Raw genomic sequence first — 26,655 nt, 5'->3', positions numbered from 1 at the left:
GGCGGCTCGGCCGCTGCTTTCCGGCGGCCGCGCCGTTCCGACGGACGGATCCGGGCTCCAGCCTAATCCCTCGCGGGGAACAGGATCAGTAGAGGAAGATGTCGATCCACGCGCGGTTGTGGGCGTGGATCAGCACCAGGAACAGCACGAAGTCGAACAGCAGGTGCACGCTGACGATGTAGGAGAGGGACTTCGTCACCGTGAACAGCCGGGCCTGGAGCAAGGCGAACGGGAAGATGAAGAACGGCGCCCACGCATGGAAGCCGAGTTCCCACAGGAAGGATGTGAAGAGCACGGCCTGCAGCAGGTTGGCCTGCCAGTCGGGGAGGTGCCGGCGGAAGAGTGTGAAAGCCGTGCAGATGAAGAACAGCTCATCCCAGATGCCCAGCACGTTGGTTCCGAGGAAGAGCCTGGCTATCCCGTCCACGTCACTGACGGCGGGCCAGTTGTTATAGACGCCGGTGCGGATCATGTAGACCGGCATCAGGGCGTACCCGATCACCAGGACGGCGGGCAGGTACCACTTCTCGGCGCGGGTCCATGGCTGCCCGCTCCTGATGGGGAAACGGATGGCATGGTCCCTGGTGATGAAGCGCGACACGGCATACGGGATGCCCACGGCCACAATCATCGCCGTTCCCATCACCGCCATGTGCTCGGTGCTGATGTCCGTGGTGATGGGGACCAGGCTCATGGCGGTCAGCCCCACCGCGATCAGCGCCAGGTCGATCAGGAGGCGCCTGTTAATGAAGCCCGCCAGGCCAAGGGCCACCGCCAGGAGGAGGAATCCGGAGAGCCGGTCCTCCCGCACAAAGAGCAGGAACCCCGACGCCGATACAAGGGCTGCGGGGATGACGGCCAGTGCCGTGCGGGCCGGTTTAGCTGCTTCCGGCCCCAGAAGATCGGCTTGCGCCGGTGATTGCTGCCTCATCACGTCCCTATGCTTGCAGTGGCGCTTCCGGTGTGATGCCAGTTTACTTGCGGCCCGGAAGCGAAACGAGGGCGGGACACCCCGTCACCACAGCAGCGTAAGGTCCAGGTCCACCGCAGGCCGGGAGCCGGTCCAGGCCTTCAGGATCCCGGTCAGCTCATGTTCGTGGCCGGCCAGCCCCAGCCGGGCGATGTCCGACGGCGCCGGGTCATGATGGTGTCCCTCCTCTGGAGTTCCATGCAAGCACTCCGAGCACATGAGGCGCATCCCGGACCAGTCGTCCAGGCCCAGTCCCCGCTGTTCCAGCTGGTCGGACAACTCCTGGAGGTCGTCCGTGGTGGCTCCGGCAACCCGGGCTTCCCAGGTGGGCAGGCCCGAGTCCTCGAGCCGTTTGAGCTGGTCGAACACGGCGACGTCCTGTCCGCCGAGCCGGCGGAATCCCTTCGGCTCGCCATCGTGCAGGAGGACATCCCTGCACCTGTGCCCGGATTCCGGGAGCGGGACATTCGCGATGACGGCATGGGCCGGGCTACGCCGCCAGCACCAGACCACCTCGGCGGCTCCAGCCGACGGCGGGACCTGGTGGGGGAGGGACGGCTGGTCCGGGTTCAGCCGGATGGGCACCATGCCAAAATTTTCGTCGATGGGTTCAAAGCCGCTTCCCAGGCCCTGGACGCCGTAGGCCGTCCATGCCCGCCGGGCGGTTGCCCAGTCGCCCAGCGCCGTAGCCGCAATGCCCAGGTTCCACGCTGCCGGATTAACGCCGTCGAACTCCTCAGCGTCCCGCGACGAAAAAAGCTCAACTGCACGCGCATTGCGTTCCAGGCTCTGCGCCCACTCACCCTGTGCCTTTGAGAGGAGTCCGGCATGGAACCAGGCGTCGAAGGAATCCGGGGCCAGCCGGAGCATCTCGGAGGCAAGCTGCGCTGCCCTCTTCGCATCCCCAGCCTCATCCGCAGCTGTCCAGTCAGACCACACCTCCGTGGGTCCGCGCCGGCTGCCGAATCCAGTCCATCTGCTTGCCGTCACCCGTCCAGTATGCGGCCCGCCCCTTGCGGGCACCATGGCGGATTAAACGGAAACGGCCGACGGCGGGAGGTCCCGCCGTCGGCCGCTTCCGTGGAGCAGAGGCTGGCTGCCTAGGCGTTCGCCAGGGCCCGGTCCTCGCCGCGCAGGCTAAGGGTGAAGGTGTTGGGGCCGCTGCAGGTGACGGCAACGCGGCAGGTGGTGGTGTTGTGCCGTGCCGAGAGGTCATTGACTGCGGAGTCGAGCGTGTGGTGGAGAGTGGCCTTGTCCCAGATTTTGAGGGTCACGGAATCAGTGGCATCGAACGTCATTATTCAACTTCCATTTCTTGCGGTCTGGCGGCCCGGGGTGTCCGGCCGTGTCCTCGTCGGTGAGGACAAGCATTTGGGAAAGCGCGTTCCCGTCTTTCCATGGTGCATGGTCGCGAGGGAAGAGTGCAACCCAATTTCGGGCGATGTGACCAAACACACCGGCGAGGGTTCGCCCGGGGGATTTGGCGGAGGTTAGGCAGCGCCGCTGTTCAGGCTGAGCGTGAAGGTGTTGGGGCCGCTGCAGGTGACAGCGATGCTGCCCTTGGTGGTGTTGTGGCGGGTGGAGAGATCCTCGACGAGCGCATCCAGCGTGTGGTGCATGGTGGAGCGGTCCCAGATCTTCAGCGTCACGGATTCGGCAGCTTCAAACGTCATTGTTCAGTACTTCCTTGTTTCGGTCCGGCCGGGCCGGGGAAATGGCCTGCTCACGCCCTGCGGCGTCGGCGGCCCCCAAGGGCAACCGGTGGGCCTCATTGCGTCACCAGGATGGATAGGGCTGGAAGTGTCCAGCCCTGCCCTTCCATGGTGCACAAACCGAAACGGCACTCTCAACCAAATCGCCTTTTATTGCGAGTGAATCGCATCACGTGTGACCAGGGGCACAGTGTCGGCCGCCGGGGCCCCTACTGTTCCCAGCGGGATGACGTGCGGGCGGCCCTCCGTGGGTTCCGGCATCACGTGGGCGTCCAGGCCAAACACATCCAGCAGCCGCTCGGAGGTGATGACCTTGGCCGGGGTGCCCTGCGCCACGATGGCACCGTCCTTCATGGCCACGATGTGGTCCGAGTACCGGGCCGCGAGCGAGATGTCGTGGAGCACCATCACCACGGTCCGGTGGTGTTCGCGGTTCAGCCGGCGGACGAGCTCCAGCACGTCAACCTGGTGCGCCAGGTCCAGGTAGGTGGTGGGTTCATCCAGCAGCAGGATTCCCGTCTCCTGGGCCAGCGTCATGGAAATCCAGGCCCGCTGGCGCTGCCCGCCGGAGAGGTCCTCCAGGGGCGTATCGGCGAGGTCCAGGATGTCTGTGGCTTCCAGTGCGGACTCCACCACCAATTCGTCGGAGGCGGAAAACTGCTGGTACCACTTCTGCCGCGGGTGCCGGCCCCGCGAAACGAGGTCCGCCACGGTGAGTCCCGACGGCGCCGTGGGTGTCTGCGGCAGAACGCTGATGCGGGTGGCGATATGGCGGGTGGAATGCTGGCGCAGGGGCGCGCCGTCGAGGAATACCTCGCCGGACCTGGGGTTGAGCAGCCTGCCCAGGCCCCTCAGCAGCGTGGACTTTCCGCATCCGTTGGGCCCGATGATCGACGTTACCCGGGCATTGGGGATGGTCAGGGAGAGGCCGCTGATGATGTTGCCGCCGTCGTAGCCAAGGCTGAGGTCCTGGGCCCGGAGGCCCTCCTGCTGCTCCAAGGACGTGTTCAACTCAGCCTCCGCTGGTATTTGAGGATCAGGTGGATCAGGAACGGTGCCCCCAGCACGGCCGTGGCCACGCCTACCGGCAAGGGGGCAGCAAGGGCATTGGCGGACAGGGTGTCGGCCAGCAGCACGAAAATCGCGCCCACCAGCGCGGATACTCCCACGGAGGGAATCACCGTGGAGGTCAGGGCCCGGGCAATCCGCGGGCTGGCCAGCGCAACGAACGCCACCGGACCAGCAGTTACAGTGGCCACGGACGCCAGGAGGACGGCGAGCGCCAGGACTATCAGCCGGACGGCACCTATCCGGGTGCCAAGGCCGACGGCGGTGTCCTCGCCCAGGCTGGTCAGCAGCAGCCACCGTCCGGTGGCCATGGCGGCAAGGAGCAGCACGGCAGCGCTGAGCGCCATGGGCTGCACGGTCTCCCAGTCTTTTCCGTTCAGTGAGCCCATCATCCAGGTCAGCGCCTGGGCCGCGCTGGTCACGTCGCCCAGGGTGAGGATCCAGGTGGTCAGGCTCGCGGCGAGTCCGGAGATGCCCAGGCCGGCCAGCACCAGCCGGTAGCTGTCCAGGCCCCGCCGGTAGGACAGCAGGTACACGGCCACGCCGCTGAGGATGCCCGCGGTGAACGCCGCAGCGGGCATGCCCACGGTCGCCGCTAGGCCGCTGAGTCCCGCGTGGCCCCCGCCGGCAATCACCAGCACGCTGACAGCCCCCAGCGACGCGCCTGCCGTCACGCCCAGCAGGTCCGGGCTCGCGAGGGGATTGCGCGCCACGGTCTGGGTGATGGCTCCTGCCGCAGCGAGGGATGCACCGACCACGACCGCGGCCACCATCCTGGGTGCGCGGAACTCCGTGACGGCCAGATGGATCCTCGTATTGGACTCGTCGCCCAGCAGCGCCCTGAGGACGTCCGGGTAGGCCATGGGGGTGCCGCCGAAAGCGACGTGCAGGGCCATGGCCGCCACCGTTGCCAGGATCAGCAGCGAGGCCACCACCATCACGCGGACGTTGAGCCGGATGGATACCGGGCCGACGCGCAGCGCCCTGATTTTTGTGGCACTCGGGCTGGCCTGCAGCCGGGTTCTCTGGAGAACTGTCATAGCGTTGCCAGCCTCCGGCGCCGGGCGAGGTAAACGAAGAAAGGTGCTCCCACCACTGCCAGGACCACGGCGACGGACAGTTCGCCGGGCCGGGCAATAATGCGGCCGGCGGTATCGGCGAGGAGCACGACGGTTGCCCCGGTAAAGAGCGAGAGCGGCACCAGCCAGCGGTAGTCCGGCCCGGTGATGGCACGGGTGATGTGCGGGACCAGCAGTCCGGCGAAGGCGATGGGGCCTGCCAGGGTTACAGCGGTTCCTGCCAGGAGCGTGACAGCGCCGATGCCCACGGCCCGCGCCCGCAGTACTGAAATACCCAGGGAAACAGCGGCGTCCGAGCCCAGCGCAAGGGCGTTCAAGGCCCGGATGTTGAGCAGGGCCAGCACAACGCCGGCCGCGATGAAGGGCCAGGCCAGCTCCAGGACCCCGGTCCGTCCCGCCAGCGAACCCACCTGCCAGAACCGCAGGGTGTCCAGGGCCTGGTCATTGAGGAGGACAATTCCTGCCACGAGCCCTGAGCACAGAGCGGTCACGGCCGCTCCGGCCAGGACCAGTGTGACCGGGGTGGCGCCATACCGGGCTGCCGATCCGATCATGAACACCAGGACACTGGCAACGAGTGCCCCGGCGAAGGCCAGCGCCGCCTGGGTCAGGGCTGGAAGGTCGCCGGCCAGGGCGGTGGCAGCCACGATGGCCAGCGCCGCGCCCTGGTTGATGCCGAGCAGGCCGGGGTCCGCTACCGGGTTCCGGGTATGGCCCTGCACCAGGGTTCCTGCCAGGCCCAGGCAGATCCCGGCGCAGATTCCCAGGACTGTGCGGGGCCAACGCAGCTCGCGAATGGTCACGTCCATGACGTTGCCCGTGGGGGTGAACACCGCGTGCCAGGCCTCCTGGAGCGAAGACGGCTGCCCTCCGATACAGATGCTGAGCACGCAGGCGGCAATCAGTGCCAGGGCCGATACGATCAGCCAAACCGTGCGGTTCCGCGGCACCTTCCGCCGTGGGGCCGGCGCGGCCGTCCGTGCCGGATCTGTCCGGGCCACGTTCGGAGACGGCTCTGCATTCAGGGTTTTCACATGGGACTTTCTATTACGTCACGGGTTTGTGAGCTAATCCGCCAAATCCTGCTACAGTCTACGGCGGCGCAGGTAAGCCTTACCTAATGCGTCGCATCCCCGCATCGTTTGTGAAGGCATTCCCCGTGAAAATTCGCATTGTCCAGCAGCTCACCGCTGCTGCCGCCGGCCTGGTACTCCTGGCCACCGCGGCCTGCGGCTCCCCGGCCGCCACCACCAGTGACACCACTTCCGCCGCTCCCGAAGCAGCAGGCTTCCCGCTGACCATGGAACACACCATGGGTTCAACCAGCATCGAAACGGTCCCCAAGCGCGTTGTTGCGCTGGACCCCAGCTACATCGATGCTGCCCTGCTGCTCGAGGCCGACCTCGTGGGTTACGTGCAGTACCGGCAGGATCCCAACGCTCCGTTCGCCCCTTACCTCGGCGATGTAGCCGATGCCACCAAGGATTCGGTGAACGTCGGCACCCTGGCCGAGCCCAACCTGGAAAAGATCCTGGAACTGCAGCCGGACCTGATCGTGTCGGCGAAAGTCCGCCACGAGGCCCTGTACTCGCAGCTGTCCAAGATCGCGCCCGCGATTTTCTCCGTGAGCACCGGACCCACCTGGAAGGAAAACGTCGTTTTCCTGGGCGAGGCGCTGGGCAAGAAGGCCAAGGCCGAGGAACTGGTCAAGGCCTACGAGGATCGCGCCGCGAAGGTGGGAGCCGAGATCCTGGCCAAGAAGCCGGACGCAACCTACTCCCTCATCCGTTTCACCGGCGGCGATACTGCCCGGCTCTACTCCTCGAACTCCTTCATTGGCGAGATCATGGCGGACATGAACATTCCGCGCCCCAAGGACCAGCCGGACAGCGAGAAGGAGATCTTCGTACCGCTGTCCGCCGAGCAGATCCTCCAGGGCGACGCCGGACTGGTGATGGTCAGCGCCTTCATCCCGGCCGGAGCCGAAGGCGACAAGGCCCGCGCGCAGCAGGAAGCGTTCCAGTCGAACCCGTTGTGGGAGCGGCTCCAGGGCGAGGTCATCAACGTTGACGACGCCACGTTCCTGGCTTCGGTCAGTATTCAGGGCGCCCACGCTGTGATCACTGACCTGGCCAAGCACTACGGCGTGGATCCGCAGCTGCCGTAATGCCCCTGATGGCTGCCGCAACCCTGGTTTCCCGGCACCCCGTGCGGGTGTTCGAGGCCGTGGTGTCGGAAGTGCGGGACCTGAGCCCGCGCTTCCGCCGCATCACGTTCACCGGTCCGGCGCTGCAGGCGTTCGGGGTGCCCGGACCTACCCTGGACCTCCGCATCAAGCTGCTGCTGCCCACCCCTGGCCATGACCTCCAACCGCCGGGCACGCCCGGCGGACTCCTGCAGGCGGGGTGGTACCAGGACTGGCTCCGGCAGGAGCAACCCGGCCGCGGCTCCATCCGCAGCTACACCGTCCGGGCCCTGCGGCATGCGCCTGCGGGTCCGGAACTCGATATCGACTTTGTGCTGCATCAGGGACCCCGCGACCATGCAGGGCCGGGATCGCGGTGGGCGCAGGAGGCGGAGGCCGGCTGCCGGGCGTGGTTTGTGGGACCGGACGCCACTGCGATGACGCCCGCCACGCCTTTGCCCGAAGCGGGGATCAACTGGAAGCCGGGCAGCGCGCAGCACGTCCTCCTGGCCGGTGACGAAACGGCGGTCCCCGCCATCAGTTCCATCCTCGAAACGCTTCCGCCCCACATCGGCGGGCACGCTTTCCTGGAAGTCCCCGAAGCCGCGGACGTCCTTCCCCTGGCCACGCGCAGCGGCGTACGGATCACCTGGCTGAACCGCGACGGCGGCGCGGCACCACGCGGCCTCCGCCTGGAGCAGGCGGTCCACGCCGTCGTCGAACGCAACGGAGGGTGGCGCTCCACCTATGCGTGGGTGGGTGCGGAAGCCGGGACGGTCAGGACCCTTCGCCGCTGCCTGGTGGCTGCCGGCGTGGATCCGAGATCCTCGGAATTCCGGGGCTATTGGAGCCTGGGGAAAGCAGGTTCCGGGGCCAACGGCGTGCCGGTCACAGCTCCGAACTCCTAGCAGTCACACGTCGAAGTGGGTGGAAATCTGTTTCTCCCCGGAGATGGACGCGATCACGGATGCGGCCACGTCGCGGAGCTTGGTGTTCCGCGTGCTGGACGCTTTGGTCAAGATGGCAAACGCTGTGTCCCGGGTGCACCTGTTCTCGGCCATGATGGCGCCCACGGCCATGTCAATCACGGTGCGTGACTGCATTGCCGCGGCCAGATCATTTCTGGCCTCGCTGAGCTGGGTGATGCGCAGGACCAGCCGCAGCGAGCTTGCCGCCTGGTGAGCGAAGGCCTCCACGGTGCCGATGTCGTCACCGGAGAAACCGTTACTGCAGCCTGAATAAAGGTTAAGTACCGCCTCGGCTTCACCGGCAAGGTCCAGGGGCACGGCAAGGATGGACGACACCCCTTTTCCCGCAGCCGTCCGGACGTACGGCGCCCACCGCCGCTCGGCGGTGAGGTCCGGCACCAGTACGGTGGCTTTGCACCGGAGGGCGGTAAGGCACGGGCCGTCTCCGAATCCGTTTTGCATCTCGTCAAGGGCGTGCGCCACGGCGTCGCTGGACGCAACCGCTTCCGGCCGCTTGTGCCGAAGCACCGTGACGCCGCCGTGGATGCGGTTGCCGGGAACGGACAGCCGGGACGCGGCCAGGACGGCCAGTTCAACCAGGAAATCCCGGATGTCAGGGCTTTGCAGGACCATTTCCTGCAGCGTCAGCTCCGTGTCCGCCAAAGACTCTGCGGCCCGTGACCCTTCAGGTGAGATGTGGTGGTCCTTCACTCGGTATCACCTTCCGTCATTTCGGCCATCGCCGTGGTGATGAGCCCAACCTGCGCGGCCGGGAGGTCCAGCGCCTCATTGAGGTACGCGTCCAGGGACACCTCATCGATGTCCCCGCCGATCCCGTAGTAGTACGTCCATAGCTTGACCAGCGGGAGCTCCGTGTCCCGGAAACGTTGCGCTGCTCCCCGCCGCTGTTCCGCGGCGTCATTCAGTTCTTCAGGTCCTCCGGTCCCCTCAGAATACATTCCTACCCTCCATCCAGCCGGGCCGCGGAGAAGCTGCCTCCGTCAACAATGTCGGTCGCAATTTGCTGGATCCTGCGGTTGCTTGACACAGCGGCGAGCTGGAGCAGCTCCAGCGCACCGTCCCGTCCGCCGCGGTGCTGGAGCATGATGAGGGCAATGGCTGCGTCAACTACGGCGCGGGACTTCAGCGCTCTGCGGAGGTGTTCCGGATAGGCCTGCGGCGCGTGCAGCCGGAGGGCCAGGCGGAGGATGCGGGACATCGATGCCGCGTGCGTTTCCAGGAGGCTGACGGTTTCTTCGTCGAACGCGTGGGCCTTTCGGGCGTAGCAGTTCAACGCCGCGCGTGAGGAGTCGTCAGTGCGGATGGGCACGGCAAGCATGGCTTGCACGCCCTCGCTGAGGGCGGCCTGCGCATACTTTCCCCACCGCTGGTCGGTGGCCATGTCCTCAACCAGCACGGCACTCTGCTGCCGGACGGCTGTGAGGCATGGTCCGGCGTCGGCCGCGTACTGCCTCTCGTCCAGCCGCCGGCCCAGATCACTGCTGCTGGACATCGTGGAGGGGGCGCCGTTGCGCTCTACCGTGATAGTGCAGAACACCGTACGGGTGTCCGCGCCCAGCAATGTTGCGGACATGGTGGCGAGGCCCAGGAGGAAGTCGGAAAATTCGGCGCTCCCGAGCAGCAGGTCCTGATATTCATCGGAGGTAGTCAGTGCATCGCTGCCGGCCATGAGGCCTCGATCCCTAGTTGCGCCTTGCTGTCACCCTGGCTGTCGGCCCCTGCGCTCATTGCATTCCGGCCCGTGTATTCAACCCCCGGATCCTGTTGCTATCCCGAAATTTCCTACTTCCGACACTACGCCCCTGCAGGGGTTTCGGATACGGCAGGAGGAACCCCTCACGGGCAGCGCGGCTTTATTCGTCTGGCCCGGCGGTACGTCCGTCAGCGCTCCCGCCACTGCGCTCGTCCCGGCTTTCGGAAACCTCGGGTTCAGAGGCGAAATCGTCCGAGTAGGGGGCCCGCGGCCGGGGGAGTTCATCGATCAGTTCGTTGGCGGAGAGGGCCAGCAGGTCACGCTGGACCGGCGGCAGCGAGAGAAGCCCCTGAAGGTATGCCTCCACTTCATACTCGCCGGCGTCTCCGGCCATGCTGAAGTACTTCAGCCAGAGCTCGGACACCGTGATGTCTGCGGCCCGTATTGCTGCGCGGAGCCGGCGCCGTTGTTCCGGTTCGTTTGGATCGAAGCCCATGGGCGCCGCCTAGTCCCCGGACGCCGGCGTCCCGGCCAGAACGGATTCGCTGACGTTCTGCAAGGTGGTGCGCTCTTCCCTGGCCTGCTTCATCAGCTGCTGCAGCGCGGCTGTGTGCGGAACACCCAGCCGTTCCATCAGGACGCCGCAGGCGCGGTTCACCACGTCCCTGCTGTGCAGCGATGACTGCAGGCCTTCCGTCATCTTCTTCGGAGCCTCACTTGCCTGGACGTGCGAGAGCAGCGTTGCAGCCGGGGCAGCGAAGAGCTGGAGCAGGTTCACGCTGGAGGCATCGTAGGTATGAGGGGTTGCCGCATACAGTTTCAGGGCGCCGATGGCTTCCTTGCCGGCCAGCAGCGGAGCACTCACCACAGAATGGATGGGCAGCAGCCTGACCGCATTCCGCCACTCGGGCCACCGCTGGTCGGACTGGACGTCTTCCACCAGCACCGGCTCCTCCGCGGCCCACGCGGTGAGGCACGGGCCCTCGCCGTGGTCGTACTGCGCGGCGTCGGCCTGCTCCACGATTTTGTCCGTGTAGCCGCTGCTGGTGCGGCGGCCACGCGAATCCAGGAGTGAAACACCGGCACCGATGGTTCCGGGCACAGACTCCTTCGCCGCCTGGGCCAGGAGGCGGACCGCCGTCGTCACCTTTTCCTCGGTGAGCAGCAGCCCCTGGATGCGAGCGATCACGGTGCTGAGCTCGTCGAGGGGTAGTTGCTGGGCCATATCCCCAGCATATGCCACCATGTTTTCCCTTACCCGCTGCGGCTGCAGAAGCGCAACAGTAAGATGGCCCCATGTCGAGTTCTGCGGATAACGAGTCTGTGCACCAGCTACAGGAGATCCTGGTGGGCGCGGAGAGCATCGTGGGCTTCCTGGCCGGGCTGTCGGGAATGGCTGCTGCGGCTGTTTCGGAGGCGGCCGATGACCGGATCGAATGCGCGGTCACCCTCAAGCTGAAACGCAGGCCAGCCACAGCTGCAGGCAGCAGTGAGCGGGCGGTGGAGCTTGACCATATCGAGCAAAGCATGGGTGATGGCCCCTGCGTAAAGGCGTTGCGCGAGATGTCAGCGGTGATGATCGACGACGTCGCCCAGGATCCACGCTGGCCTGACTATAACCGGGAACTCGCCGAGCGGAACGTGCACAGCACCCTGGGGGTGCCGCTGGAGATCAGCGGCGACGCCAGTGCCGCGCTCAACTTTTTTGCCACCAAGCCCCGGGCTTTCACCGCTGACGTCTATGACAAAGCTGTGGGATTTGCCGCGGCCGCCCACAACACCCTGCACCTCTCCGTCCGGATCAATACTGCCCAGAACCGCGCTGACGACCTTGAGGCGGCACTCGAAAGCAGGACGGCGATCAACCTGGCCTGCGGCGTGATCATGGCCCAGAACCGCTGCTCGCAGGCGGAAGCCATGGAAATCCTCACCAAGGTCTCCAGCAACCGCAACCGGAAGCTGCGCGATGTTGCCCGGGAGCTGATCGAACAGTTGACGGGCGGCGGCGTCCAGACGCACTTCGACGCGTAGCAGCAACGGGGGCGTGCCGCCGGCCGTCAGGTGGCGCGCAGGACAGCGACGGTGACGGATGCTGCCGCGCCGGTTGCCGCGCTGCGGATATCCCAGCAGTTCCCGGTTCCCATCACCTCAAAATCTTCGGCCCCTGCACCGGGCAGGACGAGGGCGGTGTTTTCGTCGATGGCGACGGCCCTGTCCACCAGCCCCGCCGCAACGGCAGCGACGGCCCGGCCCAGCGTTCCTGCCTGGGCGGCATGGACATCCACCGTGAACGGGACGAGCCGCAGGCCGGTCCGGATGTCGAGGTGGTCCAACCCCTCCGAGCACTCCTCGCCGCATACTTCCGTTCCGTCCACGCGGTACCCGCCAACGAGTGCCCTTCCGGGAGTGACCATGGCCCCGGCGGAAAAACCGAGGTACGGGGCACCGCTTGCCACCCGACGCGAGATAGAGGCCGCCGCGGCGTTCATGCCCTCCATATAGGCGGGCGTCAGTCCCCCGCCCACCACCACCGCGTCCACCCCGTCGAAGAGTGCGGGCTCGGCCGGCCCGTCCTGGCCGAGCAGCACCGGCACCACGTTGCAGGCCAGCCGGGCGCGCAATGGTTCCGCGTACTCGGCCAGGCGGCTTTCCGGGTTGCCGCCCCGGTCATGGACCACCACGGCGATCCGGGCAGGTTCCGTCCGCGCAGCCTGGGACACCTCCTGAGCGAACCGGTCAAACACCTCGGGGAAGGCCAGGTGGTCCGGCCCGGCGCCGGCAAGGAAAATGCTCATGGGCTTCAACGTACCCATTGACTCCCGCTTCCGCGAGGACTAGCGTACAACCAAATGGTTGTAGATCAGCTCCGCGAAGCCGAACTTGATCGCCTCTTCCAGGCGTTCGCAGATTCCACCCGCCGCGACATCGTCCGGCGAGTGACGGTCGGCGAGTATTCAGTCTCCGGTCTCGCGGCCCTCTATGCCATGAGTTTCGCTGCAGTTCAGAAGCACGTGGCGGTGTTGGAGCGCGCATCCCTGGTCACCAAGGAGAAACGCGGAAGGGAGCAGATTGTGCGGGGTAACCATGAAGGCCTGCAGAAAGCCCGCCGGCTGCTCGATGAGTACGAGGCGATCTGGCGGCAGCGTGTTGACCGGATCGCGGACATTTTGGCTGAAGGATAAGGAAGGGTTCTGCAATGTCAGTTATCAGTTCCACCAAGAATCTTGAGGCACTCAGCTTCACGCTCATTGCCGAGTTCGACGCTGACGTCCAGCGTGTCTGGCGCCTTTGGGAAGACCCGCGCCAGCTGGAACGCTGGTGGGGCCCGCCTACCTGGCCGGCCACCTTCGAGGAATTCGACTTCCGGCCGGGCGGAAAAGCCAGCTACTACATGACCGGTCCTGAGGGCGAAAAAGCCCGTGGCTGGTGGCGCTTCAGCACTGTCGAAGGCCCCAAGAGGCTGGCGTTTGACGATGGATTTGCCGATCACAACGGCCAGCCCGTGGATTCCATGGGAACCACGCACGCTTCCGTCAACCTCGAGGGCGCCGGCGACCGCACCAGGATGACCATCCTCTCCACCTTCGAATCGGAGGAGCAGATGGAACAGATGGTGCAGATGGGCATGGAAGAAGGCATGAAAGACGCCGTCGGCCAGATCGACGCCATCCTCGCCGAGCACGCCAACGCCTGAGGCTGCCGGCCACACCACAAGGACAGCGAACGACGGCGGGACCTCCCGCCGTCGTTCGCTGTCCTTTGGTGCGCTGTCCTTTAGTGCCTATGCCTCTGCTGCCGCTATTCCTTCGGCGCCGCCACGGCAAAAACCAGCAGGGAACTCGTGGCGGTGGCCAGGAGTTCGCCGGTTGGCCCCATGATGCGCCCTTCCGCGAAGATCACCCGCGATCCCGTCTTCACCACCGATCCCTCCGCCCGCAGGATGGCGTGCTTGAGGGTGATGGGGCGGAGGTAGCTGACCGAAAGGTCAATGGAGGTGTAGCCGAACCCGGGGGCCAGCGTGCTGTGGGCGGCGCAGCCCACCACGGTATCCAGGAGCGTGCAGGCCAGGCCGCCGTGCACTACACCCAGCGGGTTGTAGTGCGCCTCGGCGGGCCGGCACTCGAACTCCACCCGGCCGGACTCTACGTCCACCAGATCCAGGTTCATGAGTGCGGCCATGGGCGGGCGCGGGATGCTGCCGTCCCGCATCCCGGTGAGAAACTCCAGGCCGGACATCCGCGGCAGGTGTTCCAGCGATATCCGCGGATCGGTCCAGGTGAAGGTCTCCGTGCGCTCCGCTGACCCGCTCGCATCCATGGACTTCTCCTCTTCGACGGCCCGTGCTTGCCCGGGAAACTGCCAACCGTGTCCGGGACAGTGCCAGCTTAGGCGACGCTGCTCGCCGCCTTCTCCTGCCACCCGGTCCACGTGGTCAGCCGGACCGCGTCCAAGGCCAGCAGATCACCGGGTATGGTTTCCCTCCGCTGTTGTGCTTCGGCCGGCAGCCCCACCTTGGCCCGTGGGGACAGCGGGAGAATCTGCAAAACCACGTCGGCGCCAGGCCTGATGCCGCAGTCTGAAACGTTGAGGAGCCAGGGCGAGCCGTCCCAGAACCGGTCCGCCACGGCCACGCCGTCCACCAGGATGCGGGCAACATCGCCGGCCCAGTGGATCTCAAGCTCTGCGTGGGCTTGGGCGAATGCCCCGGCCGGCAGGTCCAGGCTGTACGCCTGCGCCAGCCCGTCGATCACCTCGGGTTCGGGAGCGGCGGCCCGGTTTGCCGCCTCTCCATAGGACGCTGGAACCGGGCGGGCCGGGCGTACCAGCCGGGCCTCGATGCTGCGTTCGCGCCGAGGAACGCTGTCCGCGTGCCCGATGTCCACGGGTACGAACGAGCGCGTCCGCGGGTCGTAGCGGTCCACCGCGGGTTCTCCCTGTGATCTTCCAGCCAGCAGCCCGTCGCGGTCCAGCCACAGCGGGTCGGTGGAGAACACAAGGTCGCGGCCGCGGCGGCCGTCCAGAATCCACGCCTGGTCCGCGAGCCCGGCCGGGAGGAGCAGGACGTCGAGGACGGCGTCCCCTGACTGGGCAGTCAGCACTACGGGTTCGCTGACGGCGAGGCGTTGCGTGCGGCCCGGTGCGGAGAGTGTTGGCCCACTGACCTCGGTGCCCGAGGCGAAGCGGAGCTCCACCGGGACGCTGGCCTCGGCGGCCAGGACCAAGGTTGGTACAGCGCCCGGCGCAGCTTCCAGCACTGTCAAGGGGGACGCTGTGGCCCATTCAAGGGTCACACTTCCCACCTCCAGGTTTATCGGCCAGTGGGCGATGGTTCCCGCCGGCACGTCGACAGGGACCTCGGGAAAGGTGACCGGGCCGCCGTCGAGCATTACCTCAAACTGCGCTCCACGGTAAGTATCGAGCGGGATGTGCGGCTGGTGCCACGTGATGAAGAGGAAGCCCGCGGATCCGTCGCTGCGCAGGGCCCACCGAAGCGTGTCGGTGTCGTCGATGCCCGCCGGCAGCACCTCGGGCAGGGTGGAGGGCATTTCTGCGAGGCGGTCGCCGAAGGCCGCCAGGAATGCGTGCTGTTTCCGGAGGGCGGCGAAGCTGGGCGCGAGCCGGCCTGATGCTCCGATCGGTGCGTGAAAGTCGTAATCGAACCGGGGCAGGTCATTCGGGTACCCAGTCGCCTGCGACTCCTGCAGCCCGTCCGCCGGGTTCATGCCGCCGGCAAACATGTAGTAGCCCTGCCAAGCGGAGCCGTTGCCGATCTTGTTGTGCGCCACCGCTGCCACGTCGAGCCCCCGCGGCCACGGCCGGCGCTGGTAGGCACAGGCCATGCCGCCCGCAAGCTCGCAGGTGGCCGGCGGGAACAGGGCCGACGGCGTGCGCGGCGCACGCGTCCCGCTTCCGTTCCCGAACTGCTCCCGAAGGTCCGCGCCGATGCCGGGGTCGTCCCAGACGTGGCTGAAGAAGAAATGTTCGCGGAACGTCGGATCCCATGGGGCGTCGGCGTCCACCCAGAACCCGTCACCGTAACCGCCGAAAAGCGGCAGGACCTCGCCGTCGGGAAGCTCGGCACCACCCCACGCCGTTGCGGTCCAGACGGGGGCGGACAGGCCGGCATTCCGTGCAAGCTTCTTGAGCTCGGTGATGTGCCCGGGCTGGTCGTACAGTTCGTTTTCCAGCTGGATGCCGATCACGTTGCTGCCGGGGCCCATCAGCCCGTCCAGTTCCTGCCCCAGGTAGCCGAACCAGCGCTTCACCAGCTCCAGGTAGGCGGCATCATTGGTCCGGTGCTTCACCGGGGCCGCCTGCACCCAGTCCGGGAAGCCGCCGTTGCGGACCTCGCCATGGCACCAGGGGCCCACCCGCAGCACCACGTCCAGCCCTGCTTCCGCGCACAGCCGGACGAACGCAGCGACGTCCAGGCCGCCGTCGAAACTGGCCTTTCCCTCCGTGCGCTCGTGGTGGATCCAGAAGATGTAGGAGGCCACCACGGTGATTCCGCCGGCCTTCATCAGCCGCAGCCGTTCCTCCCACCGCTCCCGGGGCACCCTGCTGAAATGGAGTTCACCGGACACCGGAATCCCCGGTTTTCCGCCGATCTCCAGGTAGCGGTTGGTGACACGGAACCTTTCGTGGCGGTCCAGCGTGTTGCTCATGGCCGGCGAGGTGAGCGGAGAGTCCCATGCTTGATGGATGGCGCGGAGGGTGTTGGACGCGGGTGAGGGGTTGGGCATAGGACAGAGTATTGCATAGTTCGGGAAGCGCTTTCCCACATGATGTGCGGGCAGGCGTTGAACCCTGCGGAAGGCTTCGAAATACTTGAAGGAAGGCACTAACCGAGGTAAGGCGGTGGCACGGATGGGCAGCGGGACGGGGGATTTCCGGAAGCGGCTGGAGCGCGCCGCCGAGGTACGGTCCTACCGCGGAGCGGGAATCAGCGCTGAGGAGGAAGCCGCCCTCGACGCCCTGGATGAGAAGGAGCGGGAGAAGCGCCGCAAGGTGAGCGACGCCGCCAGGGCCGAATACCTGGTCCGCGACGCCATGGCGCAGGGGAAGTTCGACAACCTGAAATACGCCGGCAAGCCGATTCCGGGGCTGGGGGAGTCGTACGATCCCGACTGGTGGGTCAAAGGCCTACTCCAGAGGGAGAACATCAGCGGCCTGGGCCCGCCCGCAATCCTCCTGCGCACCGAGGACGCCGAGCTGGATGCAAAGCTCGATGCCCAGTACACGGAGCAGCAGGTCCGGGACCTCCTGGTGGACTTCAACAGGCGCGTCATCGACGCACGGCGACAGCTCCAGGGCGGCCCGCCCGTCATCACCAAAACCCGGGATGTCGAGGATGAGGTGAAGCGCTGGCGCCAGCGCCGGGCGTCGCGGGCCGTTGAGGCGACGGCCGAGCCTCCGGAAGCACCACGCTCTTGGTGGCAACGGCTGTGGAAAGGGACTGGGTAGGAGCCGTACGACGTCGGTGCCTCCCGCCGTCGTCGGCGTGCCTTTCAGGGACGTTCAGTAGCTTTCAGGGGCTTCCAGCCAGTTCAAACAGCTCGCAGAGTGCGTTGTAATAGCGCCCGGTTTGTCCTTGGTGGACCAGCCCGATCCGGATGCACACCTTCTGCGAGGCCGTGTTGGCCGGTGCCGTTACGGCCACAACCTTGGGAAGGCCGCTGTCCATGGCGTAGGCGAGGACGGCTGCGGCGGCCTCCGTTGCATAACCTTGTCCCCAGAAGTCCGGGTGGAAGTGCCAGCCGATTTCCGTGTCCCCGGACGGCTGCAGCGGCAATCGGCCCGACGCCGGGATGGACTTCAGGAGCAGGGTTCCGGCGAGTTGTCCTCCGGCTTTGAGCTGGACCGCCCACACCGCATGGACCGGGTGACCCATGTCCCGCCACGCGCGGATGCGTTCTTCGGCCTGGGCCCGGTTCGTCATGACCTGCGGCGGGTTGCCGATGAAGCGCTGCACCTCCCAGCGCGAGTAGAGATCCAGCACGAAGTCCGCGTCCTCCGGCTCCCACTGGCGGAGGATCAGCCGCTCCGTTTCGAGGGTCTTCACGCCGCTTATTGTGGCAGAGGGACTGGGCCTTGCCCCGGTTTTCCACATAGGAACTTTTGGTCCCGGCAATTGTCACACCCTGCTGGAAGACTTTGTTTATGGAAGCGGTTAGGGCTTTGGAAGGGGTCAGCGGGGCGGGCATTCCCTGTGTGCCGGCTGCTTATGCTGAATCGTTGGTTGCTGATGTCCGGTCCGTCGACACCGTCCTGGAAGCTATGGCTGGCGTCCCGCTGGGCGTCGCTGTTCAGGACGCCCAGGCTGCCGTGCCGCCGGTTGCTGATGTCCGGAACGCCCAGGCTGCTGTGCCGCCGGTCGCCGACGTCCGAAAGGCCCTGGCGGCTGTCCCGTCGGTTGCCGCTGTCCGGGAGGCCCTGGTGGCTGTGCCGTCGGTTGCTGATGTCCGGGAGGCCCTGGTGGCTGTGCCGTCGGTCGCTGATGTCAGGGTTGCCTTGGATGCGGTGCGGGTCTGCGCTGATGGTGCCGGCATGATTGATCAGCTGCGGGAGCTTGAGGATTTGAAGTCTGCCGCGGCTGCTAAGCAGGCCGATATCGCTGTTGCTTTTGACCTGTTCCAGCGCCGGGTCCAAGTCGCCGCCGGGGTCCCTGCCGATGAACTCGGTGCCGGCGTGGGTGCCCAAATTGCGCTGGCGCGGCGGGAATCACCGTCCCGGGGCGGGCGGTTGTTGGGCCTGGCCAAGGCCGGAAAGGAAATGCCGCACACCTTTGCGGCGTTCCGGGCGGGTCAGCTGAATGAATGGCGCGCCACGCTGGTCGTGCGGGAAACAGCCTGCCTGTCGGTCGAGGACCGGCAGGCGGTGGACGAAGAGCTCGCCGCAGACACCGGCACGTTCACCGGCGCCGGAGACAGAGCCATTGTTGCCGCTGTCCGGGCCGCCGCCTACCGGCGGGATCCGAAGTCCGTGGCGCGGCGGGCCAGCCGTGCCGTGACCGAACGCAATGTGAGCCTTCGTCCGGCGCCGGACACCATGACCTACCTGACCGCGCTGCTGCCCGTCGCCGAGGGTGTGGCCGCGTACGCTTCCCTGACCCGGCACGCCGATACCTTGCGGTCCTCCGGTGATGAACGCTCCAGGGGCAAGATCATGGCCGATTCCCTGGTCGAGCGCGTCACCGGCACCCCGGGCGGGATCACCGGGATCGACATCCAGCTCGTGATGACCGACCGCACCCTTTTTCAAGGTGACAGCGAACCCGCCCGGCTCACCGGCTACGGCACCGTCCCCGCACAATGGGCGCGCGAAAACATCCTGAACAGGACAACCGGCACCGGTTCAGCGGGGATGGCCGCCCCGGACGCTGGTTCTGGCACTGCTGTTGGTGTTGGCTATGGTGCTATTGCTGGCACTTCTGATCAGCATGAATTGTCCGTCTGGGTCCGCAGGCTCTACACAGCCCCCGGCACCGGTGAGCTGGTCGCGATGGACTCAAAAGCCAGGCTCTTCCCGCCCGGGCTCCGCCGCTTCCTCCAGGTCCGGGACGACACCTGCCGTACCCCCTACTGCGACGCGCCGATCCGGCATGATGACCACGTCGTCCCCTGGCACAACGAGGGCCCAACCACCGCCGGCAACGGCCAAGGGCTCTGCGAAGCCTGCAACCACACCAAGGAAAACCCCGGCTGGACCGCCAAACCCATCCCCGGAACCCGCCACACAGTCGAAACCCGAACCCCAACAGGCCACACGTACCGATCGACCGCGCCCCCACTGCCAGGGACTTCACGGGAGGTGGCCCCTCTGCCCGAGGCTCCTCACCATCAGGCGACGCTGCCCCAGCGTCGCCTGACCGAAAAGCGGTGCCCGGCAGGCAGGTGACAGCTGGAACTGAGCCAGCCATCCGTCGTCGTACCGTTCACAATCCGCTTCCGGAACCGGTTCGGTGCCAGGAAGCGATGAAGCATGCTGTCCACGTGCTGGGCAGGGCAGGGCCAGCAGGTTGGAGCGGGCAGTAGTTTGGAGCGGGCAGTAGTTTGGGCAACCAGCAACCGCCACTCGGCTCCCACTTGTGCCGTGACAGAGGTTGCCGCTGAATTTCCCCTGCCCACCCTCATCCGGGGAAGCGTAGAGTGGCCTAAGACGCCTGATTCTGGACGCCTTGCTGCTGAGGGAGAAATCGTGACGATTGATTGGGACGAAAAAAAGGCCCTGCTACAGGAACCGAACATCGCGAAGGTAACCCAGCTTTGCGACGAACTGATGGAAAAGAAGCCGGGCTCAACCGTCCCCTACATCGATCCGGTGCACGACGAGGACGAATGCCGGATAGTCAGCCTGCAGGTCAGCCCGGGAAAGGGCACCGAGTCCGGATTTGTCTCCCACTACAACGATGATGAAGCCGCCCGCCGCGCCACCCAGATCTACGAACTCGCCGAGCTCGATCCCCGCTACGTGATGCCGTGGAACGCCTACCCGTGGGTCCGCGACCCCGGCAGCCCATCAGCGCTGAGCGTGCAGGAAAAGACTGACGGCCTCCGCCCCTTCCGACAGTTCCTCAAAATCAACTCCCGCGTTTCCGCGATCATCGCCCACGGCACCGACGCCTCCAGCTTCCTCACCCTCTTCGAAAAGACGTACCACTCGTCCTTGAAGAACAGCGGCATCAAGGTCTACAAGGCCACGGCGCTCGGGGGGCGGGCATTCGCCGTCTCCGAAGCCAAACAGGAGGAACTCCTGGCCAAGAACGTGGAGATCTACAAGGACGCCATGCAGCGGGCAGGCATCCAGCACCTCTGACACGCCGTCATACAGAAAGTGCTTGACTGGCTGCTCGACTCAGACCCGGCCATCCGCTGGCAGGCCCTCTGCGACCTTACCGATGCTTCGGAACATGAAGTCCTGGCCGAGCGGAAACGCGTCGCGACCCAGGGCTGGGGCGCCCGGTTGCTTGCCCTGCAGGGAGCGGACGGCCAATGGGCAGGCGGCACGTACTGGCCGGCCCAGGACGACGACCCCGACAACCAGCCCTGGACCGCCACCACCTACAGCCTCCTGCTACTGCGCGACTTTGGCCTGCTTCCTGACAGCCCGGAGGCCCGCCACGCGGTCTCCCTGGTACGGGAGAACAGCCGTTGGGAGGAAGGCAACCAGCCCTTTTTCGAGGGTGAGGTGGAACCCTGCATCAACGGCATGACTGCCGCACTGGGAGCCTATTTCGGCGAGACCGTGGAAAGCGTGGTTGAGCTCCTCACCAAGGAACAGCTGGCCGACGGCGGCTGGAACTGCGAGGCCGAACGCGGCTCCACGCGTTCCTCATTCCACAGCACGATCTGCGTCCTGGAAGGGCTGCTGGAGTTCGAACTCGCGACCGGCGGGACGCCAGAGTCCCGCGCCGCCCGGAGAACCGCCGAGAAGTACCTCCTGGAGCGCCAGCTGCTGCGGCGGAAATCCACCGGCGAACTGATCAGCAGGGACTGGCTGCTCTTCTCCTATCCCACGCGCTGGTTCTACGACGTCCTCCGAGGCTTGGACTACTTCCGGGCAACTGGGGCCGCGCCGGACCAACGCCTCGTTGAAGCGGTGGAATTAATCCGCTCCAAGCAGCAACCGGACGGCACCTGGCTGCTGGAGAACACCCACCCCGGCAAGGTCCACTTCGCGCTGGAGGATGGAGACGGGCTGCCCAGCCGCTGGAATACGCTGCGAGCACTCCGGGTCCTGCGCTGGTATGACGGGTCCCGACAACAGGACGCGTGAGGCGGACCGCTATCCTTCCAGCAGGCGGCGCCGGTGCTTGAGCTCCTTGACCCACGCCCTGGTGACCATGTCGGGGAAGGGCGAAGCGCCGTCGTCGTTGTCTTTCTGGATGGTGACGGCGGCGAAGGCGGTCCCTGCCTCCAGGTCGGCCACCAGCGGCCCCGACGCTTTCAGCGCTAGCTCAAGCCCCTGGACGGCAGCGCGCTCGGGAAGTCCAAGCTCCGTGGCCCACCCCAGGAAATGGCGGCGCGAGATGCCCGTCCGTTTGCCGTTCATGGTCAGAGCCAGGGTCTTGTCGCCGTAAACGACCGTGGAGGGAATGTCGTACACCGGTGCGATGGCCCATTCACCGGAAGGATGCCGGACCATGGACACATTCTTGGCGTGCAGATCCCCGTTGCCGGTCAGCCAGGCAAACGCCCCCTGGATGGCGAGGTTCCGAAGCGCCGGAAGGGGCGCGGAGCAGTGGTCCGCCAGCGCGTGGCAGACCTGCCCGTAGCCAACGTTGTACTTGTCGGCCGGATAGAGCTTGAGCACCTGCGCGCCGTCCTCCACCGCGAGGCGCAACACGTCGTCAGGGCCGCCACTGGCGACGGGCACACGGTCGAAGCGTTCCACCAGCAGCCCCGGCCTGCCGGCAACATCCCTGATCAGCTGGACCCGGCTCAGCGGGATCCGGAGCTTGGCGGCGTAGCGGAACATCACCAGTTCGTTCTCCACCACGTGCGGGAACTCGGGCGCGTTGAGCTTCAGGATGAATCTCTTCCCGGCGCTTGCCACGGGAAGGGAAATCATCCCGGCGGACAGCTTGTCCTGGACGCCGGCCAGCGCCACGGGGTCGATCAGATCCGGGTCACCGAGCAGCTGATCGAAGTCCACGGGAAGCTTCGGATCCAGCTGGACCGCATGCTCATCGGGGTCCAGCGGCTCCCCGTGACCCACGATCTGGACGTCGCCCACAGGATTTCCGCCTGCCGCGATGAGGAGGGACAGGTCGTCGTCGGCACTGGTTTTGATGGACCGCCGCAGGGCATTGAGCCGGCGGCCCTCCGGGAGGAGGCCGGTGAAATAGGGCGGAGCAGCGCCCGCAGCAGACAGGACCGGCTCGTTGGTGGGCGGCAGGGACGTCGCGACGGCGGGTCCCCCGGATGCGAGATACGCCGGGAGGTAGCTGAAGCGGGTCCCGCCGTCGTGCCTTTCCAGCCTGGCCGCCAGCACACCTGCCTTGTAGATGTCAGCGATGCGGTGCCTCATGGCACGGCCACTTCCCGGGCCCCGGGACCGGCTTCAGCGCGGCGGGCCTGGCTGGTTTTGGTTGCGACCTGAAGCTCGAGCCCGAGGGTGTTGAGGACCGCAAGAAGCGAATCCAGCTGGATGCTCGGCTTACCCTGCTCCACAAAACGGACAAACCGCTCAGAAACGCCGGCCATGTCAGCCAGGTCCCGCTGCGTGAGGCCGAGCGAGGTGCGGCGCGACCTTACTTCCGCGGCCAGGATCCGGGGAAGCTCCTGAATCATGACCCTCCCATAGGTACGATCGTGCCGATCTTTTGTCTTATTGGAGAGGATACGCCCGGGCATCCTGTAAGAAAAGGGAGAAACGGCACGAACGTACCTTTCGCCAAGCCCCGAGCTTGCCTCCGCTGACACCTCGCATTGACACCTCGTGTGACCGGTGCCATATTTAAAGCGTGAACCTGTCAGACAGCCGGACAGCAGGACAGCCTGCAGCCGGAGCAGCCGCCCGCGGAATGGCCGCCAGCCACGCCTCGGCGCGCCCCTTGGCGCGGTTGAGTGCTGCGGAGGCCGTATTCAACGCCCTCCGCGAGGACATTGAGTCCGGGCTGGTAGCAGTGGGCAGCAAGCTCAGCTCGGAGGCCACGCTTTCGCAGCAGTACGGAGTGAGCCGCTCGGTGATCCGGGAAGCCCTGAGGTCCTGCACCGCCTTGGGCCTCACGGTCACCAAGACGGGCAAGGGCACCTTCGTCGTGGCCAACAAGGTGGCCAATGACCTCACCCTCGGCCAGTACTCAGCCCGGGACCTCACGGAGGCAAGACCGCACATCGAGGTTCCGGCAGCGGGGCTGGCGGCCGAGCGCCGTACCGACGAGGAACTGGAAACCCTCCGCCACATCGTGGCGGCCATGGCCACCGAAACAGATCCGGAATCCTGGGTTGCCCTGGACTCCAGCTTCCACGCTGCGATCGCACGCGCCAGCGGCAACAAGGTGTTCGCCAGCGTAGTGGCCGATATCCGTGACGCCCTGGCGCACCAGTCGGAAACCCTGAACATGGTGGCAGACCGGCAGCACGCCTCCGACGTCGAACACCAGCAGATCCTTGCCGCCATCGAGGCCGGCTCCGCGGAAGACGCCCGCGCCGCCATGGCCCACCACCTGCACGCCGTGGGCGTTGCCCTCGACTCCATCCTGAACAAGTAACTCCAGCAACCTTCAAGGAATTCATGCTCTCCCCTGCGCTTTCTGCTGCCCACACTGCTGCCGCCCTGCCGCAGCACCAGCCCCTGGTCGCCGCCATCCGCGACGGCCTCGTGGAAAGCGTCCATTACGGCTCGGCCATCGCCCTCGCCGCAGATGGCTCAATCCAGGCAGCAGCAGGCGATCCGCTGGCTGCGTTCTACCCCCGGTCCTCCCTGAAGCCGCTCCAGGCCGTCGCCATGATCCGGGCAGGACTTGAACTCCCCGCGGACCTCCTGGCACTGGCCGCGGCAAGCCACTCCGGCGCAGCCGAACATCGGGACGGCGCGCTGCGCATCCTCGAACTGCACGGCCTGGCCATCACCGACCTGGAGAACAGCACGGACCTGCCCTACGGCGTGGCCGAGCGCGAGGAATGGCTTCGCACCGGCGGCCGGGCCACCCAGCTCACCCAGAACTGCTCCGGCAAGCACGCCGCCATGGCCGCCACCTGCGTGATCAACGGCTGGCCGGTGCGCGGCTACCTTGACCCCGCCCACCCGCTGCAGCAACTCGTTGCCCGTACCGTCACCGACCTGGCCGGGGAGCAGCCCCTTGCCATCAGCACGGACGGCTGCGGCACCCCGCTGTTCGCACTGACCCTCCGCGGCATGGCCCGCGCCTTCGGCCGCCTCGCCCGGGCGGCCGGTCCCCTTGGGAACGCGTCCGACGGCGGCGCCTCGCCTGATGTACCTAGCACGGAAGCCGCCGTCGGACTCGCCATGCAGCAGCACCCGCAGATGGTGGCCGGCGAAGGCCGCGACGTCACCGGGCTCATGCGGCTGCTCCCCGGCGCTGTCGCAAAGGACGGCTTCGAAGGCGTCCAGCTGGTGGGCCTGCCCGACGGCAGCGCCGTGGCCGTCAAGATTTCCGACGGCGGCGACCGCGCCCGGATGCCCGCCACCGTCAAACTGCTGGAAGCCCTCGGTGTGGACACCGCGCCGCTCGCCGCCATTGCAACGGCGCCCGTGCTGGGCGGCGGCCACCAGGTCGGCCAGCTTCAAGCCACTGATTTCCTGTCCAAACCCGTCAACGAAGCCCCGTAAGGACCCATGACTATCATCGAAACCGCCGCGGACATCCGCTCCGAGCACGACCTGCTCGGCGACCGCGACGTCCCCGCCGCCGCCTACTGGGGCGTGCACACCCTCCGCGCTGTGGAGAACTTCCCCATCACCGGCCAGAAGCTCTCCTCCAACATGCACCTGGTCCGCGGCCTCGCGGCGGTGAAACTCGCCGCCGCCCGCACCAACCGGGAGCTTGGACTGCTGGATGCCGAACGGTCGGCGGCCATCGAACAGGCATGCCAGGACATCCTGGACGGCCGCCTCGCCGACCAGTTCGTCGTCGACGTCATCCAGGGCGGCGCGGGAACGTCGTCGAACATGAACGCCAACGAGGTCATTGCCAACCGGGCGCTTGAAATCCTCGGCCACCCCAAGGGCGACTACGCCCGGCTGCACCCCAACGACCACGTCAACCTCAGCCAGTCCACCAACGACGTCTACCCCACCGCCGTGAAGCTCGGAACGATCTTCGCCGCACGGGAGCTGCTGGACGCACTGGCCGAACTCGAGGAAGCCTGCGCCTCCAAGGCCCTCGAGTTCCGCACCGTGGTGAAGATGGGACGCACCCAGCTGCAGGACGCCGTGCCCATGACTTTGGGACAGGAATTCGGCACCTACGCCATCACCATCGGCGAAGACCGGCTCCGCCTGGCCGAGGCCGAACTGCTGATCCACGAGATCAACCTCGGGGCCACCGCCATCGGAACCGGACTGAACGCCCCCGCCGGCTACGCCGCGGCAGCCTGCAGGCACCTTGCTGAGATCACCGGCCTGCCCCTGGTCACCGCCCCGGACCTGATCGAGGCAACCCAGGACGTAGGGGCGTTCGTGCACCTGTCCGGCGTGCTCAAGCGCGTTGCCGTCAAGCTCTCCAAGATCTGCAACGACCTCCGCCTGCTTTCCTCCGGCCCCCGCGCCGGCTTCGGCGAAATCAACCTGCCGGCAGTGCAGTCCGGCTCCTCCATCATGCCCGGCAAGATCAATCCGGTGATCCCGGAAGTGGTCTCCCAGGTGGCTTACGAAGTCATCGGCAACGACGTCACCATCACCATGGCGGCCGAAGCCGGGCAGCTCCAGCTCAACGCCTTTGAACCGGTGATTGTCCACAGCCTCCACAAGAGCATTTCCCACCTGGAAGCAGCCTGCCGCACCCTCACGGCCCGCTGCATCCGGGGCATCACCGCAAACACCGAACACCTCCGCCTCACCGTGGAACAGTCCATCGGCCTGGTCACCGCCCTGAATCCCCACCTGGGCTACGCCACCGCAACCGCCATCGCCCAGGAGGCACTTGCCACCGGCAAGGGCGTGGCCGAGCTCGTCCTCGAACACGGGCTCCTCACCAACACCCAGCTCCAGGAACTCCTTAGCCCCGAACGCCTTGCCAACCTCAGCAAATAGGACATCCCCCATGACAAATCCCCCCATCACGGACCACACAGTCCCGCCGCAGGCCCATGCTTCCGAGTCGGCGTTGCATGCCGAGGACAAGGGTTACCACAAGAACCTCAAACCGCGGCAGATCCAGATGATCGCGATCGGCGGTGCGATCGGTACCGGCCTGTTCCTGGGCGCCGGCGGGCGGCTGAACGCAGCGGGCCCGTCGCTGGTCATCGCGTACGCGGTCTGCGGATTCTTCGC

General features: G+C 66.4%; 30 protein-coding genes and 1 pseudogene. 13 read left to right on the top strand and 18 right to left on the bottom strand.

Annotation, left to right across the window (positions count from 1 at the left end; genetic code table 11):
• Positions 1–85 precede the first annotated feature (85 nt).
• The 7 genes from B5520_RS00155 to B5520_RS00125 all read right to left on the bottom strand — a co-directional run bounded on the left by B5520_RS00155 (position 86) and on the right by B5520_RS00125 (position 5,863).
• Positions 86–931, bottom strand: coding sequence for a CPBP family intramembrane metalloprotease (locus B5520_RS00155; RefSeq protein WP_254865461.1), 846 nt, complete (start codon positions 929–931; stop codon positions 86–88).
• Positions 932–1,015: 84 nt separating this feature from the next.
• Positions 1,016–1,960: a tetratricopeptide repeat protein gene (locus tag B5520_RS00150; protein WP_139386190.1), complete on the bottom strand. Its 945-nt coding sequence runs from the start codon at positions 1,958–1,960 to the stop codon at positions 1,016–1,018.
• A gap of 110 nt (positions 1,961–2,070) precedes the next feature.
• The gene (locus tag B5520_RS00145) at positions 2,071–2,268 is read right to left on the bottom strand and encodes a hypothetical protein (protein WP_079595050.1); all 198 of its coding nucleotides are present in this window, start codon (positions 2,266–2,268) and stop codon (positions 2,071–2,073) included.
• 192 nt (positions 2,269–2,460) lie between these two features.
• Complete coding sequence (locus B5520_RS00140; protein WP_079595049.1) at positions 2,461–2,643, bottom strand: hypothetical protein; 183 nt, start codon at positions 2,641–2,643, stop codon at positions 2,461–2,463.
• A 189-nt stretch (positions 2,644–2,832) separates the two neighbouring features.
• On the bottom strand, positions 2,833–3,693 hold the full coding sequence (locus tag B5520_RS00135) for an ABC transporter ATP-binding protein (RefSeq protein WP_079595048.1): 861 nt from the start codon (positions 3,691–3,693) through the stop codon (positions 2,833–2,835).
• Positions 3,690–4,790: a FecCD family ABC transporter permease gene (locus B5520_RS00130; RefSeq protein ID WP_254865422.1), complete on the bottom strand. Its 1,101-nt coding sequence runs from the start codon at positions 4,788–4,790 to the stop codon at positions 3,690–3,692. The genes B5520_RS00135 and B5520_RS00130 overlap by 4 nt, the downstream gene beginning before the upstream one ends.
• Positions 4,787–5,863 (bottom strand): FecCD family ABC transporter permease, encoded by a 1,077-nt coding sequence (locus tag B5520_RS00125; RefSeq protein WP_079595047.1) that lies wholly within the window; start codon positions 5,861–5,863, stop codon positions 4,787–4,789. Before B5520_RS00125 ends, B5520_RS00130 begins: the two co-directional genes overlap by 4 nt.
• 125 nt (positions 5,864–5,988) lie before the next feature.
• Here B5520_RS00125 and B5520_RS00120 point away from each other — a divergent pair, with 125 nt between their 5' ends.
• Entirely contained in the window at positions 5,989–6,996 is a 1,008-nt protein-coding gene (locus B5520_RS00120; RefSeq protein WP_254865421.1) for an ABC transporter substrate-binding protein, read from the top strand.
• Positions 6,997–7,004: 8 nt separating this feature from the next.
• Complete coding sequence (locus B5520_RS00115) at positions 7,005–7,922, top strand: siderophore-interacting protein (protein WP_079595832.1); 918 nt, start codon at positions 7,005–7,007, stop codon at positions 7,920–7,922.
• A 3-nt stretch (positions 7,923–7,925) separates the two neighbouring features.
• On the opposite strand, the gene B5520_RS00110 is transcribed toward B5520_RS00115, so the two are convergent.
• The 5 genes from B5520_RS00110 to B5520_RS00090 form a co-directional block, all read right to left on the bottom strand.
• Positions 7,926–8,693 carry a GAF and ANTAR domain-containing protein gene (locus B5520_RS00110; protein ID WP_254865420.1) on the bottom strand — a complete coding sequence of 256 codons (768 nt, stop codon included), beginning with the start codon at positions 8,691–8,693 and terminating at the stop codon, positions 7,926–7,928.
• Entirely contained in the window at positions 8,690–8,941 is a 252-nt protein-coding gene (locus B5520_RS00105; protein WP_079595045.1) for a hypothetical protein, read from the bottom strand. The genes B5520_RS00110 and B5520_RS00105 overlap by 4 nt, the downstream gene beginning before the upstream one ends.
• 2 nt (positions 8,942–8,943) lie before the next feature.
• Positions 8,944–9,672 (bottom strand): GAF and ANTAR domain-containing protein, encoded by a 729-nt coding sequence (locus B5520_RS00100; RefSeq protein WP_079595044.1) that lies wholly within the window; start codon positions 9,670–9,672, stop codon positions 8,944–8,946.
• Between the two features lie 184 nt (positions 9,673–9,856).
• A complete protein-coding gene (locus tag B5520_RS00095; protein ID WP_079595043.1) occupies positions 9,857–10,192 on the bottom strand; it encodes a hypothetical protein in 336 nt (111 codons plus the stop codon).
• A gap of 9 nt (positions 10,193–10,201) precedes the next feature.
• Positions 10,202–10,921 (bottom strand): GAF and ANTAR domain-containing protein, encoded by a 720-nt coding sequence (locus tag B5520_RS00090; protein WP_079595042.1) that lies wholly within the window; start codon positions 10,919–10,921, stop codon positions 10,202–10,204.
• Positions 10,922–10,992: 71 nt separating this feature from the next.
• On the opposite strand from B5520_RS00090, the gene B5520_RS00085 reads away from it, so the two are divergent.
• Positions 10,993–11,727: a GAF and ANTAR domain-containing protein gene (locus B5520_RS00085; protein WP_079595041.1), complete on the top strand. Its 735-nt coding sequence runs from the start codon at positions 10,993–10,995 to the stop codon at positions 11,725–11,727.
• Positions 11,728–11,753: 26 nt separating this feature from the next.
• Here B5520_RS00085 and B5520_RS00080 read toward each other — a convergent pair whose 3' ends face one another.
• A complete protein-coding gene (locus B5520_RS00080) occupies positions 11,754–12,491 on the bottom strand; it encodes a Type 1 glutamine amidotransferase-like domain-containing protein (RefSeq protein WP_079595040.1) in 738 nt (245 codons plus the stop codon).
• Between the two features lie 54 nt (positions 12,492–12,545).
• Between B5520_RS00080 and B5520_RS00075 the strand changes: the two genes are divergently transcribed.
• Positions 12,546–12,878 carry an ArsR/SmtB family transcription factor gene (locus B5520_RS00075; RefSeq protein WP_079595039.1) on the top strand — a complete coding sequence of 111 codons (333 nt, stop codon included), beginning with the start codon at positions 12,546–12,548 and terminating at the stop codon, positions 12,876–12,878.
• A gap of 14 nt (positions 12,879–12,892) precedes the next feature.
• Complete coding sequence (locus tag B5520_RS00070; RefSeq protein WP_079595038.1) at positions 12,893–13,390, top strand: SRPBCC family protein; 498 nt, start codon at positions 12,893–12,895, stop codon at positions 13,388–13,390.
• A 104-nt stretch (positions 13,391–13,494) separates the two neighbouring features.
• On the opposite strand, the gene B5520_RS00065 is transcribed toward B5520_RS00070, so the two are convergent.
• Both B5520_RS00065 and B5520_RS00060 read right to left on the bottom strand, forming a co-directional pair.
• Complete coding sequence (locus B5520_RS00065; protein WP_079595037.1) at positions 13,495–14,013, bottom strand: PaaI family thioesterase; 519 nt, start codon at positions 14,011–14,013, stop codon at positions 13,495–13,497.
• A 68-nt stretch (positions 14,014–14,081) separates the two neighbouring features.
• Positions 14,082–16,439, bottom strand: a complete 2,358-nt coding sequence (locus B5520_RS00060; RefSeq protein ID WP_079595036.1) for a beta-galactosidase — start codon at positions 16,437–16,439, stop codon at positions 14,082–14,084.
• Between the two features lie 124 nt (positions 16,440–16,563).
• On the opposite strand from B5520_RS00060, the gene B5520_RS00055 reads away from it, so the two are divergent.
• Complete coding sequence (locus B5520_RS00055) at positions 16,564–17,160, top strand: DnaJ family domain-containing protein (protein ID WP_079595035.1); 597 nt, start codon at positions 16,564–16,566, stop codon at positions 17,158–17,160.
• A 64-nt stretch (positions 17,161–17,224) separates the two neighbouring features.
• On the opposite strand, the gene B5520_RS00050 is transcribed toward B5520_RS00055, so the two are convergent.
• Entirely contained in the window at positions 17,225–17,758 is a 534-nt protein-coding gene (locus B5520_RS00050) for a GNAT family N-acetyltransferase (RefSeq protein ID WP_079595034.1), read from the bottom strand.
• A 485-nt stretch (positions 17,759–18,243) separates the two neighbouring features.
• Between B5520_RS00050 and B5520_RS00045 the strand changes: the two genes are divergently transcribed.
• The 3 genes from B5520_RS00045 to B5520_RS00035 all read left to right on the top strand — a co-directional run bounded on the left by B5520_RS00045 (position 18,244) and on the right by B5520_RS00035 (position 21,471).
• Positions 18,244–19,593 carry an HNH endonuclease gene (locus tag B5520_RS00045; RefSeq protein WP_079595830.1) on the top strand — a complete coding sequence of 450 codons (1,350 nt, stop codon included), beginning with the start codon at positions 18,244–18,246 and terminating at the stop codon, positions 19,591–19,593.
• A 300-nt stretch (positions 19,594–19,893) separates the two neighbouring features.
• Complete coding sequence (locus B5520_RS00040; RefSeq protein ID WP_079595033.1) at positions 19,894–20,511, top strand: uracil-DNA glycosylase; 618 nt, start codon at positions 19,894–19,896, stop codon at positions 20,509–20,511.
• Between the two features lie 18 nt (positions 20,512–20,529).
• On the top strand, positions 20,530–21,471 hold the full coding sequence (locus B5520_RS00035; RefSeq protein WP_079595032.1) for a hypothetical protein: 942 nt from the start codon (positions 20,530–20,532) through the stop codon (positions 21,469–21,471).
• Positions 21,472–21,480: 9 nt separating this feature from the next.
• Here the strand turns inward: B5520_RS00035 and B5520_RS00030 are convergent, their stop codons facing one another.
• Positions 21,481–22,725 (bottom strand): type II toxin-antitoxin system HipA family toxin, encoded by a 1,245-nt coding sequence (locus tag B5520_RS00030; protein ID WP_079595031.1) that lies wholly within the window; start codon positions 22,723–22,725, stop codon positions 21,481–21,483.
• Positions 22,722–22,988 carry a helix-turn-helix transcriptional regulator gene (locus tag B5520_RS00025; RefSeq protein ID WP_079595030.1) on the bottom strand — a complete coding sequence of 89 codons (267 nt, stop codon included), beginning with the start codon at positions 22,986–22,988 and terminating at the stop codon, positions 22,722–22,724. Before B5520_RS00025 ends, B5520_RS00030 begins: the two co-directional genes overlap by 4 nt.
• Before the next feature lie 233 nt (positions 22,989–23,221).
• On the opposite strand from B5520_RS00025, the gene B5520_RS00020 reads away from it, so the two are divergent.
• From B5520_RS00020 to B5520_RS00005, 4 genes and pseudogenes are all read left to right on the top strand, one after another.
• Entirely contained in the window at positions 23,222–23,911 is a 690-nt protein-coding gene (locus B5520_RS00020) for a FadR/GntR family transcriptional regulator (RefSeq protein WP_104443662.1), read from the top strand.
• A gap of 23 nt (positions 23,912–23,934) precedes the next feature.
• Positions 23,935–24,993: an asparaginase gene (locus B5520_RS00015; protein ID WP_079595028.1), complete on the top strand. Its 1,059-nt coding sequence runs from the start codon at positions 23,935–23,937 to the stop codon at positions 24,991–24,993.
• 6 nt (positions 24,994–24,999) lie between these two features.
• A complete protein-coding gene (locus B5520_RS00010; RefSeq protein WP_079595027.1) occupies positions 25,000–26,415 on the top strand; it encodes an aspartate ammonia-lyase in 1,416 nt (471 codons plus the stop codon).
• A gap of 10 nt (positions 26,416–26,425) precedes the next feature.
• A pseudogene (locus B5520_RS00005) lies at positions 26,426–26,655 on the top strand (amino acid permease); the annotation flags it as partial.

The organism is Arthrobacter sp. P2b, assembly GCF_900168295.1.
Taxonomy (GTDB): domain Bacteria; phylum Actinomycetota; class Actinomycetes; order Actinomycetales; family Micrococcaceae; genus Arthrobacter.
The sequence above is the reverse complement of the archived record's forward strand: the minus strand, read 5'-3'. Positions and strand labels throughout refer to the sequence as shown.